The sequence below is a fragment of the Paraburkholderia sp. CNPSo 3076 genome (assembly GCF_026343935.1).
GTDB lineage: Bacteria > Pseudomonadota > Gammaproteobacteria > Burkholderiales > Burkholderiaceae > Paraburkholderia > Paraburkholderia nodosa.
Genome location: NZ_JAPMAL010000016.1, coordinates 41,932 through 55,910, shown reverse-complemented (window position 1 = coordinate 55,910; position 13,979 = coordinate 41,932). Strand labels below are relative to the sequence as shown.

The 13,979-nt window shown below is 66.3% G+C and carries 11 protein-coding genes; 6 read left to right on the top strand and 5 right to left on the bottom strand.

Annotation, left to right across the window (positions count from 1 at the left end; translation table 11 throughout):
- Window positions 1-10 precede the first annotated feature (10 nt).
- From araH to pyrF, 5 genes are all read left to right on the top strand, one after another.
- A complete protein-coding gene (gene araH / locus M3A49_RS19270; protein ID WP_254352480.1) occupies window positions 11-1,039 on the top strand; it encodes an L-arabinose ABC transporter permease AraH in 1,029 nt (342 codons plus the stop codon).
- A gap of 33 nt (window positions 1,040-1,072) precedes the next feature.
- Complete coding sequence (locus tag M3A49_RS19265; protein WP_266230236.1) at window positions 1,073-1,885, top strand: SDR family NAD(P)-dependent oxidoreductase; 813 nt, start codon at window positions 1,073-1,075, stop codon at window positions 1,883-1,885.
- Complete coding sequence (locus M3A49_RS19260; RefSeq protein WP_254352478.1) at window positions 1,882-2,787, top strand: SMP-30/gluconolactonase/LRE family protein; 906 nt, start codon at window positions 1,882-1,884, stop codon at window positions 2,785-2,787. The genes M3A49_RS19265 and M3A49_RS19260 overlap by 4 nt, the downstream gene beginning before the upstream one ends.
- Window positions 2,788-3,204: 417 nt before the next feature.
- The gene (locus tag M3A49_RS19255) at window positions 3,205-4,281 is read left to right on the top strand and encodes an aldose 1-epimerase (RefSeq protein ID WP_051481161.1); all 1,077 of its coding nucleotides are present in this window, start codon (window positions 3,205-3,207) and stop codon (window positions 4,279-4,281) included.
- Between the two features lie 175 nt (window positions 4,282-4,456).
- Window positions 4,457-5,272, top strand: a complete 816-nt coding sequence (gene pyrF, locus M3A49_RS19250) for an orotidine-5'-phosphate decarboxylase (protein WP_254352476.1) — start codon at window positions 4,457-4,459, stop codon at window positions 5,270-5,272.
- A gap of 99 nt (window positions 5,273-5,371) precedes the next feature.
- On the opposite strand, the gene M3A49_RS19245 is transcribed toward pyrF, so the two are convergent.
- Genes M3A49_RS19245 through thiL form a run of 5 tightly spaced genes read right to left on the bottom strand, consistent with a single transcriptional unit; the run spans window position 5,372 to window position 11,427 of the window.
- A complete protein-coding gene (locus M3A49_RS19245; RefSeq protein ID WP_266230234.1) occupies window positions 5,372-8,692 on the bottom strand; it encodes an ATP-binding protein in 3,321 nt (1,106 codons plus the stop codon).
- A 29-nt stretch (window positions 8,693-8,721) separates the two neighbouring features.
- Entirely contained in the window at window positions 8,722-9,270 is a 549-nt protein-coding gene (locus M3A49_RS19240) for a cupin domain-containing protein (RefSeq protein ID WP_254352474.1), read from the bottom strand.
- Window positions 9,271-9,325: 55 nt separating this feature from the next.
- Entirely contained in the window at window positions 9,326-9,826 is a 501-nt protein-coding gene (locus M3A49_RS19235) for a CinA family protein (RefSeq protein WP_110385379.1), read from the bottom strand.
- A 37-nt stretch (window positions 9,827-9,863) separates the two neighbouring features.
- Window positions 9,864-10,448, bottom strand: a complete 585-nt coding sequence (locus M3A49_RS19230) for a phosphatidylglycerophosphatase A (protein ID WP_266230230.1) — start codon at window positions 10,446-10,448, stop codon at window positions 9,864-9,866.
- Window positions 10,438-11,427, bottom strand: a complete 990-nt coding sequence (gene thiL, locus M3A49_RS19225; RefSeq protein ID WP_028201912.1) for a thiamine-phosphate kinase — start codon at window positions 11,425-11,427, stop codon at window positions 10,438-10,440. The genes M3A49_RS19230 and thiL overlap by 11 nt, the downstream gene beginning before the upstream one ends.
- 187 nt (window positions 11,428-11,614) lie before the next feature.
- On the opposite strand from thiL, the gene M3A49_RS19220 reads away from it, so the two are divergent.
- The gene (locus M3A49_RS19220) at window positions 11,615-13,909 is read left to right on the top strand and encodes an NADP-dependent malic enzyme (protein WP_266230228.1); all 2,295 of its coding nucleotides are present in this window, start codon (window positions 11,615-11,617) and stop codon (window positions 13,907-13,909) included.
- The last annotated feature ends 70 nt before the right edge of the window (window positions 13,910-13,979 follow it).

The following is a 13,979-nucleotide window of genomic DNA, read 5'->3' as shown; positions in this document are numbered from 1 at the left end:
AGTGACTGAAATGCAAGCAAGAGAAAACCTGGCGGCGGAGTCTGCCAACAGCGCCGCCAAGAGCGTCGCCGACGCACTGATTCCGAGTCCCACCGACAAGCAGAAGTGGTGGCAGCAGATCACCGAGTACAGCCTGATCGTGATCTTCGCGATCATGTTCATCGTGATGTCGCTGACCGTCGATCACTTCTTCTCGATCGAGAACATGCTCGGCCTCGCACTGTCGGTCTCGCAGATCGGCATGGTGGCCTGCACGATGATGTTCTGTCTCGCCTCGCGCGACTTCGACCTTTCCGTGGGCTCGATCGTCGCATTCGCGGGCGTGCTCTGTGCGATGGTGCTCAACGCGACGAACAACACGTTCCTCGCTATCGTCGCGGCCGTTGCGGCGGGTGCCACGATCGGCTTCGTGAACGGCGCGGTGATCGCGTATCTGCGCATCAACGCGCTGATCACCACGCTCGCCACGATGGAAATCGTGCGCGGCCTCGGCTTCATCGTCTCGCACGGCCAGGCCGTGGGTGTGTCGTCGGACACGTTCATCGCCATGGGCACGGCCTCGCTTTTCGGCGTGCAACTGCCGATCTGGGTCACGCTCATCTGTTTCATCGTGTTCGGGGTAATGCTCAACCAGACGGTGTACGGGCGCAATACGCTCGCCATCGGCGGCAATCCGGAAGCGTCGCGTCTCGCCGGTATCAAGGTCGAGCGCACGCGTGTATGGATTTTCCTGATCCAGGGCGCGGTCACGGCGCTCGCGGGCGTGATTCTCGCCTCGCGTATCACGTCGGGCCAGCCGAATGCGGCCGAAGGCTTCGAGCTGAACGTGATCTCAGCGTGCGTGCTGGGCGGCGTCTCGCTGCTGGGCGGCCGCGCGACGATCTCGGGTGTGGTGATCGGCGTGCTGATCATGGGCACGGTCGAGAACGTCATGAACCTGCTCAACATCGACGCGTTCTACCAGTACCTCGTGCGCGGCGCGATCCTGCTCGCGGCGGTGCTGCTCGACCAGCTCAAGAACCGCGGCGCACGCGATTGAGTTTGCTGACAGTTTCATAAGGAAACCAAAACGATGTCGCTCAACGCAAATTCGCCCGCTAACGCGCTCACGCGCCACGCGCACGAAAACTACGCGCGCTATCCGAGCCTGACCGACCGGGTGGTGCTAATCACGGGGGGCGCGACCGGCATCGGCGCGTCGTTCGTCGAGCACTTCGCCGCGCAGGGCGCGCGCGTGGCGTTCTTCGACATCGACGCGAGCGCAGGCCAGGCGCTCGCCGACGAACTCGGCGATTCGCGCCACAAGCCGCTCTTCGCCAATGTCGATCTCACCGATATTTCGGCGCTGCGCGCCGCCATCACCGATGTGAAGGCGGCGCTCGGACCAATCGAAGTGCTCGTGAACAACGCGGCCAACGACAAACGCCATACGCTGGCCGAAGTCACGCCCGAGTCGTTCGACGCTGGCGTGGCCGTGAACCTGCGGCATCAGCTGTTCGCCGCGCAGGCCGTGGCGGAGGACATGAAGGCCGCACGCGCGGGCTCGATCATCAATCTGGGCTCGATCAGCTGGATGCTCAAGCAGTCGGAAATGCCGGTCTACACGATGAGCAAGTCGGCGGTGCAGGGTCTCACGCGCGGTCTCGCGAGAGACCTCGGCCCGTACGGCATCCGCGTCAATTCGCTCGTGCCGGGCTGGGTGATGACTGAGAAGCAGCGCCGCCTGTGGCTCACCGACGAAGGCCGCGAGTCCATCAAGCGCGGCCAGTGCATCGACGCGGAGCTGCTGCCCGCAGACCTCGCGCGCATGGCGCTCTTCCTCGCCGCCGACGACAGCCGCATGATCACGTCGCAGGACATCGTCGTTGACGGAGGCTGGGCATGAGCGCGGACGACGTGGTGGCGGAACTGCTCGTCCACGCGAAATGCGAGCTGGGCGAAGGCGCGACGTGGTGCGCGCGCAGCGGCCGGCTCTATTGGGTCGATATTTCGGGCAAACGCCTGCAATGCTACGACGCCAATGCGTCCGGCGCCAAACACGTCACGTGGGAGATGCCCGAGCGCCTCGCATGCTTCGCGCTGTGCGAAGACGAGCGCACGCTGCTCCTCGGCCTCGCCTCGCAACTGGCGTTCTTCGACCTGGAGACGGGCGCGATCGAAACCATCGTCGAAGTCGAACCCGGCGTGCCGACGCGCCTGAACGACGGACGCTGCGACCGCCAGGGCCGCTTCGTGTTCGGCACGAAGTATGAGGGAACGCCGAGGCAAGCCATCGGCGGTTTCTATCGTCTGAACCACGATCTCACGCTCGAACGTCTGCCGCTGCCCGCACCCGCGATCTCGAACAGCATCGCGTTCAGCCCGGACGGATCGACGATGTACTACACCGATACGCTCACGCGCGAGATTCGCGCGTGCGACTACGGCGCCGACGGAATGATTGCAAACGAGCGTACCTTCGTCACGCTCACCGACGACACCGGCGTGCCGGACGGCTCGACCGTCGACGCGGAAGGCGGCCTCTGGAACGCGCAGTGGGGCGGCGAGCGCGTGGTGCGTTATGGCGCCGACGGCGTCGAAACCGAGCGCGTAAAGATTCCCACAGCGCAGCCAAGCTGCGTTACGCTCGGCGGTGCGCTTCTGGACACGCTTTATGTCACGAGCGCGCGCGAGGAAATGGAGGAGGAGGCCCTCGCGCGCGAGCCGCATGCAGGCGGCGTGTTTTCGGTTCGAATAGGCCGCCAGGGCCTTGAAGAACCGCGGTTTCAGGGGCGCAGGCGCGCTTGAGTCCGGTGTATCAGGCGCTTGCACAAGGGCGCGCGTGGATTTTCATCAGACGATATGCGCGCGCGAACCGTGCAAGTCGCCGCTGGCGGCAGGCGGCATGAAGAGACGGACAGTCGTTGCAGTTCGGCAACAGATGCAGTCGATCGATAGTGTGCAGTTGGCTTTGCCAGTACCACTAGAAGGGCGAACACAAGAAGCGGCCACAGGCCCGTGCGCAAGCGCGGTGTCGACAGGCCACCGGTGAGCCGCCTTTTGCGGCGGCAATCAAACATGCCTCTCGAGGAGCATCTTATGAGCGTCGCGAATTCCGCTGTGCGTCGACCTACCCGTTCCACCGTTTCTGCAGGCGCCGCTGCTGCGAGCGTGCCGCCCACCGCTACATCCGCTCCGTCTGTGTCACCGGTTGTGTCACCGGTTGTGTCACCAGCAGCCGCCGCACGCCGCGCGCGGCTCGAAGCTGCCACGCATCCGGTATTGCCGGGGCCGAGCACTTCGGCGGTCGCGATCGGCGCGGCGGGTTCGAGCGATGTGGCGTGCGTGACGCTCGCGAACGCGTATCTGAGGCTCGACGTCGCGCCCCAACTGGGCGGCGGAATCACGCGTTTCGACTGGCGCAGCGAAGGCGCGTTCGAGCCCGTGTTTCGCCGGTGCGAGCGCGTGAGCGCGCGCATGGACCCGAACGAACTTGCGTGCTACCCGCTGCTGCCGTACTCGAACCGCATCGGCGCAGGGCGTTTTCACTTTGGCGGCCGCGATATCGAAGTGCCGCGCAATCGCGCAAGCGAACCGCTGCCGATTCACGGCGACGGCTGGCTCGCGCCCTGGAGCATCGAAAGCGCCGATCGCGAGAACGTGCGCCTCGTGCTCGATCGCAGCGACGGCGAACCGTATTCGTACCGTGCAGCGCTCACCTATGCGCTCGACGGCGCGACGCTCGCGATGACGCTGGAAGTGGAGAATACGGGCCGCGAGGCGCTGCCGTTCGGCCTTGGCGTGCATCCGTTTCTTGCGCGCGACACGAGCACCGAGCTTTCGGCGCCCGCGAGCGGCCTGTGGCTCTCGGGCCAGGACTGGCTGCCGGTGCGCCACGTGCCCGCGCCGCCCGCCTGGCAGTTCGGCGTGGCCTATCCGCTGCCTGCGCAACTCGTCAATCACGCGTTCAGCGGCTGGAGCGGGCGCGCGGCGGTAGTGTGGGAGCGTCGCAGGCTCTCGCTTTCGATTTGCGCGAACACCGACTACTACGTGCTCTACACGCCTCCCGGCGCAGACTTCTTCTGCTTCGAACCCGTCGATCATCCGATCAACGCGGTGAACCTGCGCGGCGGCGGCGATGCGAACGGCATGACCGTGCTCGCGCATGGCGAGCGGCTCGTGCGGCGCTTTTCCTTCACCGTGGAGCGCATGGACATGCGCGCGCCAGCCAGCCCGCACCGGGCCGGCGCGCGCGGCCGCACGGGCGCGAGAGGCGGCAAGGGCGCGCGCGCACGGACGTAAGGCGGTCGTGAGCTGGGCGTAGCGCGCGTCGGCCACGCGCGCTCAGTTCTCCCGGCGATTCATCTCGCGGAAGCGCCGGGCGCAGGCCGATTCGGGAGCCGCGACGCGGCCTCATCTTCCGGGGCGGGTAAAATACGCGCCGTTTTCCCTTATTGGCTCGCCGCGAGCAACCACCATGACTTCCTTCATCCAGACCCTCGGCGCCGCCTGGCAGCGCACCGGCTCGCTGTTGTGCGTGGGCCTCGACCCTGAGCCCACGAAGTTTCCCGCCGCGCTGGCCGGCCGCAGCGACGCGATCTTCGAGTTTTGCCGCGAGATCGTCGACGCCACCGCGGCGTACGCGTGCTCGTTCAAGCCGCAGATCGCCTACTTCGCCGCGCACCGCGCCGAAGACCAACTCGAAGCGCTGATCGCGCACATCCACGAGAAGCACCCGGGCCTGCCCGTGATCCTCGACGCCAAGCGCGGCGACATCGGCAGCACCGCCGAGCAGTACGCGCGCGAAGCCTTCGAGCGTTTCAAGGCCGACGCCGTCACGGTCAATCCGTATATGGGCTTCGATTCGATCGAGCCGTGGCTCGCGCATAAGGGCAAGGGCGTGATCGTGCTGTGCCGTACGTCGAACCCCGGCGGCTCGGACCTGCAGTTCCTCGAAACCGGCGGCAAGCCGCTATATCAGGTGGTGGCGGACCTTGCTGCGAACCAATGGAACGCAAGCGGCGAACTCGGCCTCGTGGTGGGCGCGACGTTCCCGAAGGAAATCGAAACCGTGCGCGGCATCGTGGGCGACATGCCGCTGCTGATTCCCGGCATCGGGGCGCAGGGCGGCGACGTCGAGGCCACCGTGAAGGCGGGCCGCACGGCGAACGGTGCGGGCATGCTCATCAACTCGTCGCGCGCGATCATCTACGCGAGCAAGGGCGAGGACTACGCGCAGGCGGCTGCAACGGCCGCGAGAGAAACGCGCGACCGGATCAACGCGTATCGTTGAGACGGGTTTGCTCCATGGCAGGTAGACGTTCCTGAACGGGTTTCGCCCTTACCGTCACTGCCTTTTCCCGCGGGCGTCACGTTGACGACGCCCGCGCGGCTAACCCGAATGCGAGCGCAGCGCTTCGAGTTCCGCCGCCACGGCGGCCGCCAGCTCGCCGACTTCGCTAGTCCACTGGCCCGCTTCGCGCATCGTCGCGCGCAACTCGAGGCAGGCTTCATTGATCATCGAAGGACCCAGCACCGCCAGTCCGCCGGACACGCGGTGCGCCCACTCGCTCATCCGCGCGTAGTCGCGCTGCGAGGCGATCTGCGCGTAATCGGCGATATCGTGTTCCACCTGTGCGATGACAATATCGGCGAGCGCGGGCGGCAGCGGCGGGAAGCGGGGCAGCCCGGGTTGTGGATCTGATGCGAAGTCCTCTGTGAGTGTCACGTTTGACGCGGTTGCGCGTTCGCTTGGCGCAGCACTGATCTGCGCCGACACCGCGGCCAGCACGCGGGCGAGTTCCGCGAGCGGGACCGGTTTGGTGAGGTAGTCGGTAAAGCCCAACGCGCGCCCTTGTGCGATCTGCTCCGGCAGCGCGTCCGAACTTACCGCGTAAATCGGCAGATGAGGGCACTTGGCGCGCGCGGCGTCCAGCAGCGCGTAGCCGTTCATGGCCGGCATGTTCAGATCCGTGAGAACGAGGTCCATTGGCCGCTCGTCGAGTCGCGCCAGCGCCTCCTCGCCGTCCTTCGCCTCGATGACGGTGGCGCCGAGTATGCGCAACTGGTCGCGCAGCAGGGCGCGATTGAGCCGGTTGTCCTCGGCGATCAGCACAGTTAGCGATGCGAAACTCTCATCAGTCGCGCTCTGGTCCGCCGCGGGTTGCTGTGCATTGACGGCCGGCCCACGGCTGCGAACCCGCTTCTGCGTCGCGGCGCGTATGCCCGCGAGACTGTACAGGCTCACCACGACTGCGCCGCCGTCGAGTTCGAGCGGGACGAGTGGCCCGTCCTGGCGCAGCCATACGATTTTCTCGTTGTCGGGCCAGAGCGAAGCGATGTCGTCGCCGGCGAACTCGTCGGTCACGAGCAGGTAGTCGAACGTGCCGTCATGCAGCGGCGCGTCGAGGCTCAGGAAGGTCGGCGTGCTGCTGCGGCTGTCGAACAGGTTGGCCAGCCACTCGCGGTTCTCCGGCGCGCGGCACAGGATGGCGGGATGCGCATCGGGCAGCGTCCATTCATTGCCAGCCGTGGCCTCGCCCTCGGGGCGCAGCGGCAGCGTGACGGCCACGCGCGTCCCCACGCCGAGCGTGCTGTCGAGTTCGACGCGGCCGTGCATCAACTGGGCGAGCCGGGCGCAGATCGAAAGCCCGAGGCCGGTGCCGCGCGCTTGTGTGAACCGATGAGCGTCGCCTTGCGTGAAGGGCTGGAACAGGTGTGGCTTGAGGTCTTCGGCAATGCCGTCGCCGGAGTCACTCACGCTGATCTCCAGCGCACCTTCGCTCCAGCGCGCGCGCAGGACGATCTTCCCGGAGCGGGTGAACTTGAAGGCATTGCTGAGCAGGTTGTTGGCGATCTGCGCGACGCGCACGGCGTCGAAGCGAACCTGCGCCGGAATGGCTCGATCCATCACGAGATAGAACGGCAGGTGCTGACGCACGGCGAGCGGCGCATGGGCGAGCGCGATGCGGACAAGGAGTGCCGCAATCGAGCCAGGTTCTTCGACCAGCTTCATCTGACCCACGTCGATTTTCGAAAAATCGAGTACGTCGCTCACGATCTGCAGCAGTTCGGCCGAGGAGTTTTGCATGGCCTGCACGCGCGCGCCCTGTTCCGGCGCGAGCGGCCCGCGCGCGACGAGTTCGATATTGCCGACGAGCGAAGCGAGCGGCGTGCGGATCTCGTGGCTCATCGCCGCGAAGAAGCTCACCTTGGCGCGTGCAGCTTCGTCGCTCATGCGCTTGGCTTCACGCAGCAGGCGCTCCGCTTCGTAACGCTCCGACATGTCGGCGATCGCGCAGAACAGGACGGCTTCGTGGTTCATCGTGGCCGGCGCATAGGTGATGGCGAGATGGAGCGCTTCCTTGCCGGGCCGCTCCAGCGAGTACGGCAACTCATACACCGTGGTCTCGTCCTCGTGTTTCGCTGGGGCAGGCCACGGCCCGTGCTTCTCGAACTCGACGCACAACGCGCTCGGTAAATGCGTGGCGTGCTCGTCGATGCCGAGAACATTGCGCACGATCTGGTTCGCCACGACGATCTCGAAGTTGCTGCGCCTGACGATGCACAGGCCTACCGGCGTGGCGTGCACGAGCAGATGATTGAGCAACTCCCCTTCGAGCGCGCGAGTGGCTTCGTCGTAGATACGCGTCAGCATCCGGCGATTCCAGTAGCGCGACAGCACGGTGAGCATGGCAATGAGGGCGGCCGTCAGGATCAGGACGATGATGACGGGTGTGCGCGTGATCGCGAAGAGCTCGCCCCACGACAGCGCCACCATGAAGTGCCCAAAGCCATGCACGAGCGGCGCTTCGCGCAGCGCGACGCCGAAGCGGGGCAGTACGTGGAAGTTGCCGGGGGCAAGGTTCGCAAGGAGTCGGTCGAGATACTGCGCGCCAGCGGGGGGCAGCGGGCCGGCAAGCATGATGCCGTCAGCGCCGAACAGCGTGGGGGGGATCGACGGGACGCTGGTGCTGGGGGAGAGGAGGAGCGAGTCGAGATCGACGCTGGTGATCGTGAACGCGTAGAGCGTGCCGTTCCTGAGCACCGGCAACGCACCGAGCACGAGATCGGGCGGGAAGCCCAGCGCTTCGGGTGGGCGGAACCAGGCGACCTTGATACCTCTGGCTGCCGCGACCGGATCCAGGCCGTGCGTCGTGATCTGCAGGAGCGCGGCATCGGCCAGCGTGCGCGCGGCTTCGGCCGGCCGCAATTGCGATCCCTTGGGCGCCATACCTCGGCTATAGGCCGCGCTGCCGTCGGCGCGTAGCAACATGATGGGAACATCGGACGAGACGATGTCGAGCACCCCCGCCATGTGCTCGCACACTGCCCTCAGATCTGTCGACCCGTCCATGCCTTCGAAGGTCGTCGCGCAGCGTGAGGTTGGCTCGGCGTTCAACTGTGCCGTCGATGTCGAGGCGGTCTCGAGCACGAGGACGACGCCCGCACTGCCGAGCAGCGTGTACAGCCGGTCGAGCCGCGCGTTGGCCTTCGCACTGAGCGTGTTCGCCTCCAGCGCCTGCGCGCGCAGCGCGCTGAACCCGATGTCGCCGAGCGCGGCAGCGGCCATGCACAGCGCCGCAAAGATCAGCAGGCCGGTCAGCAGTGCGAAGACGCGCCGTTCACGCCTGAGGTTGCGCTGGAGCGCCTCGAGCGCTGCGAACGGCGAAGTGGGAGGGGCGGCATTGCGGCGGCCGAAGCTGGGCATCATGCGAATCCGCGCTCCTCGACGCCGCGCCCCTAATCTTTCTTCGCGGCTGCAGCCGCAACGGACGCCGGTTTGCCGAACAATTCGATGATCGATCGATGCAGCGGGTATTTTTCGGCGAGCGCGTTCGCATCGGCGATCTCGAACTCGCTGAACTCGAACCCAGGCGCCACCGTGCAGCCCACGAGCGCGTAGGTCGAAGGATCGCAGCAGCGCGCCGCGAACCAGTGTCCGGCCGGCACGACCGCCTGGAACACGGTGCCAGGATGGTCGAGCGCGTGGCCCAGCTTGCGCGTCGAGAGCACGCCACGTTCGTCGATCGAATGAATCTCGAGGGGCGAGCCCGCGTAGAAGTGCCAGAGCTCGTCGGAGCGGATGCGGTGCCATGCCGAATAGGCGCCTTCCGCCAGCAGGAAGTAGATGGCCGTCGAGGCTGCGCGCGTGCCCTCTGCGACGGCTGCGCCGTCGCGCCGCACAAGCTTGTCGGCTCGATAGGTTTCGCTGTAGTAGCCGCCTTCGGGGTGCGGTTCGAGCCCGAAACGGCGGATCAATTCTTCGACTGCGGTATTCGCGGCTGCCATGGCATGGGCCTCCTTGGTGGGCCCGGCCGGCGCTCCAGCGAGGCGCGGGCCGGTTTTAGCGTTCCTGTTCGTCGATGAAGGCGAGCAGCCCGCGCAACGCGTGCGCGGCGGCCTGCACGCGGATCTGTTCGCGGTCGCCCTTGAAGACCAGCGTCTCGACGCTCGTATGCAGCCGGTTGCTCCAGCCGAACGACACCATGCCAACCGGCTTTTCCGGCGTGCCGCCGCCCGGTCCAGCGACGCCGGTGATGGCGAGCGAAACTTGTGCCCGGCTGTTGCTGAGCGCGCCTTCGGCCATCGCGCGCGCGACCGGCTCGCTCACGGCGCCGTGCTTTTCGATGAGCTCGGGCGGAACGCCGATCATCTCGGTCTTCGCCTGGTTCGAGTAGGTGACGAAACCGCGTTCGAACCAGACGCTGCTGCCGGAAATGTCGGTGATGGCGGTGGCGACCATGCCGCCCGTGCAGGACTCGGCGGTCGCGAGCATGAGCCGCCCGTCGCGCAGCTTGTTGCCGACGCGGATGGCGAGTTGGTGAACGACGGAATCGGTAGACATTGCAGCAATCCGTTGGGTTGGCGGCGGCGAGGTGGGGTTACACCGACATGCGCCAGAGCGCGATGACGAGCAGCGTGAAGAAAGCGGCGACGATGTCGTCGAGCATGATGCCGAGGCCGCCCTTGAAGCGCCGGTCGAAATAGCGGATGGGCGGCGGCTTCACCATGTCGAAAAACCGGAAGACGACGAAGGCCCACAGCCGACCCTCGAAACCGACGGGCGTGATCATGAGCAGCACGAGCCAGAACGCGACGATCTCGTCCCAGACGATGGCCGAGGGATCCTCCGTGCGCAGCTTCTTTGCCGTGAATCCCGTGATCCAGATGCCCGCAAAGAAGCCAAAGAAGATCAGCAGTCCCCACTCGGTCACCGTGAGGTAGCGGTTGAGCACCTCGAAGGCCGCCCAGGCGAACAGCGTGCCGGCCGTACCGGGTGCGAGGCGCGAGAGCCCCGAGCCGAAGCCGAGCGAAACGATGTGCAGCGGATGGGTGAGCATGAACGGCGCGTCGGCGCGGCGCGGGCCGGCGGGCTGACCGCCCGTGCCGGGTGTGGCGGCGTTGCGTGCCGGGCCTACCGGAGGAGCCGGCTGACCGGCGGGCGAGGGCGTGGGGTCAGTCTGCATGGAAGTGATCGAAACCTTGCAACGTCAGATTGAGCGGCGTGCCACCCGCGTCGCGCCAGGCGATCTCGGGGGCGGCTTGCGGCGAAGTGCGGGAAGTCATTGTACCGATGCGCGTGACGCGCACACCCGCCTGTTGCGCCGCCGCCTCGACCGCGTCGCGTTGCGCGGGCGCCGCCGAGAAACACAGTTCGTAATCGTCGCCTCCCGCAAGCGCGCATTGCAGCTGCACATCGCGCGGCAGGCGCGCAAGCGCAGGCGAGAGCGGCAGGGCGTCGACGTCGATCGTCGCGGCGAGGCTCGAGCGTTCCAGAATGTGGCGCAGGTCGCCGGCCAGGCCGTCCGATACGTCGAGCGCCGCGCGCGCCACGCCGCGCAGCGCGAGGCCCAGCGCCACGCGCGGTTCAGGGTATTCGAGCGCCCGGCGCAAATGGGCGGCGTCGGGCTCGCTCACCTGCCATTCGCCGCGCATCATGCCGAGGCCCGCGCGCGCGTCGCCGGGCGTGCCGGAGACCCAGATGTCGTCGCCCGCCTGGGCCGCATCGCGCCGAAGTGCGGCATCCTGACGCACTGAGCCGAACACCGTCAGGCACAGGTTCAGCGGCCCTGCCGTGGTATCGCCGCCGATCAGTTCGCAGTCGAAGCGGTCGGCCAGCTCGAAGAGTCCCGCGCTGAACGCAGCTAGCCAGTCCTCGTCCGCCCTGGGGAGCGCGAACGCAAGCGTGAAGCCGAGCGGCTGGGCACCCATCGCGGCGAGGTCGGACAGATTCACGGCTAGCGCCTTGTGACCGAGCGCGTGCGGAGCGATGTCGGGGAAGAAGTGGCGGCCTTCCACCAGCATGTCGGTCGAGATGGCCAGCATTTCGCCCGCGGCGGGCGCGATGAGCGCGCAGTCGTCGCCAATGCCCAGCGTGGCGCGTTGCGTATTCGTGCGCGCTCGCCGCGCAAAATATCGGTCGATCAGGGAGAACTCGGAAAGCATGACGAAAGGGTTATGACAGTTGGGGTATGGCCGTCGCCGCATAGGGCGCCCTGGCATGGCTTTTCCCCCCATCGCGGTCGCGGCACTTGCGCCCGAACTGAAAGGAATGCTGTCAAGGATTGGCGCTACAATCGGTCAACTTAGCGTTCGAGTTGTCATTCTAATCCGCACTAACGTCCTGCCTCCCATGTCGAATCCCGCTACGAACAAGCTTCGCGAAGCCGCCCTCGATTATCACGAGTTCCCCACCCCCGGGAAAATCGCGATCGCGCCGACCAAGCAGATGATCAATCAGCGTGATCTGTCGCTCGCGTACTCGCCGGGCGTCGCGTTCGCGTGCGAGGCAATTGTCGAGAATCCGCTCAACGCCGCGCGCTTCACGGCGCGCAGCAACCTCGTGGGCGTTGTGTCGAACGGCACGGCCGTGCTCGGCCTCGGCAACATCGGGCCGCTCGCCTCGAAGCCGGTGATGGAAGGCAAGGCGGTGCTCTTCAAGAAGTTTGCCGGCATCGACGTGTTCGACATCGAACTCAACGAGACGGACCCGCACAAGCTCGTCGACGTGATCGCCGCGCTCGAACCCACGTTCGGCGGCATCAACCTCGAAGACATCAAGGCGCCCGAGTGCTTCATCGTGGAGCGCGAAGCGCGCAAGCGCATGAAGATTCCGGTCTTCCACGACGACCAGCACGGCACGGCCATCGTGGTGGCGGCCGCCTTCACGAACGGCCTGAAGGTCGTGGACAAGGACATCAAGGACGTGAAGCTGGTTGCCTCGGGCGCCGGCGCGGCCGCGCTGGCGTGTCTGGACCTGCTCGTCGACCTGGGCCTGCCGCTCGAAAACATCGTCGTCACCGACCTGGCGGGCGTGGTTTACAAGGGCCGCACCGAGCTGATGGACCCGGACAAGGAGCGATTCGCGCGCGAAACCCACGCGCGCACGCTTGCCGAAGTGATCGAAGGCGCCGACATTTTCCTCGGCCTCTCCGCGGGCGGCGTGCTCAAGCAGGAGATGGTCAAGCAGATGGCGGCCAAGCCGCTCATTCTCGCGCTCGCCAACCCGACCCCGGAAATCCTGCCGGAGCTCGCGCTCGAAGTGCGTCCGGACGCCGTGCTCGCCACGGGCCGCACGGACTACCCGAACCAGGTGAACAACGTCCTGTGCTTCCCGTTCATCTTCCGCGGCGCGCTCGACGCGGGCGCGACCACCATCACGCGCGAAATGGAAATCGCCGCGGTGAACGCGATCGCGGAACTGGCGCGCCAGGAACAAAGCGATGTCGTGGCCACGGCTTACGGCATCCAGGACCTGCAGTTCGGGCCTGAGTATCTGATTCCGAAGCCCTTCGACCCGCGCCTGATCGTCAAGATCGCGCCGGCTGTGGCCAAGGCGGCAATGGACTCGGGCGTCGCGTCCCGTCCGATCGAGGACATGGACGCCTACGAGCAGCACCTCCAGCAGTTCGTCTACCACAGCGGCACGACCATGAAGCCGATCTTCCAGCTCGCGCGCGCCGTGGAGCCGGAGAAGAAGCGCATCGTGTTCGCCGAGGGCGAAGAGGAGCGCATCCTGCGCGCGGTGCAGATCGTGGTCGACGAAAAGCTCGCGAAGCCCATCCTGATTGGCCGCCCTTCGGTGATCGAGCAGCGCATCGCGCGCTACGGCCTGCGCCTGCATGCCGGCCAGGACTACACGGTCGTCAACACCGACCACGACGAGCGCTACCGCGAGTTCTGGCAGAGCTACGCGAAGCTCATGGCGCGCAAGGGCATCACGCAGCAAATGGCGAAGCTCGAAATGCGCCGCCGCACCACGCTGATCGGCTCGATGCTCGTGGAAAAGGGCGAAGCCGACGGCATGATCTGCGGCACGGTCAGCACGACGCACCGCCACCTGCACTTCATCGATCAGGTGATCGGCAAGAAGGCGGGCTGCAACGTCTACGCAGCGATGAACGCGCTCGTGCTGCCGAACCGGCAGATTTTCATCGTCGACACGCACGTCAACGTCGACCCGACGCCGGAGCAGCTCGCGGAAATCACCATCATGGCGGCCGAGGAAGTGCGCCGCTTCGGCATCGAGCCGAAGATCGCGCTGTGCTCGCACTCGAACTTCGGTTCGAGCAACGCGCCTAGCGCGCAGAAGATGCGGGACCTGCTCGAAATCCTCCAGGAGCGCGCGCCGGACCTGCACGTGGACGGCGAAATGCACGGCGACGTGGCGATCGACGCGAACCTGCGCAAGGAGATCCTGCCCGAGTCGACGCTCGAAGGCGAAGCGAATCTGCTCGTCATGCCGAATATCGACGCGGCGAACATTTCCTACAACCTGCTCAAGACGGCGGCCGGCAACAACATCGCCATCGGGCCGATCCTGCTGGGCGCGGCCAAGCCGGTGCACGTGCTGACGGCTTCCGCGACGGTGCGCCGCATCGTCAATATGACGGCGCTGCTCGTCGCAGACGTGAACGCGGCACGTTAAGCTCGTTCGCGCAGGTTGCCGGCGGCGCCGGCGACGTGGTTCCAACAATCGGCGTGCTCCGATTAGCGCG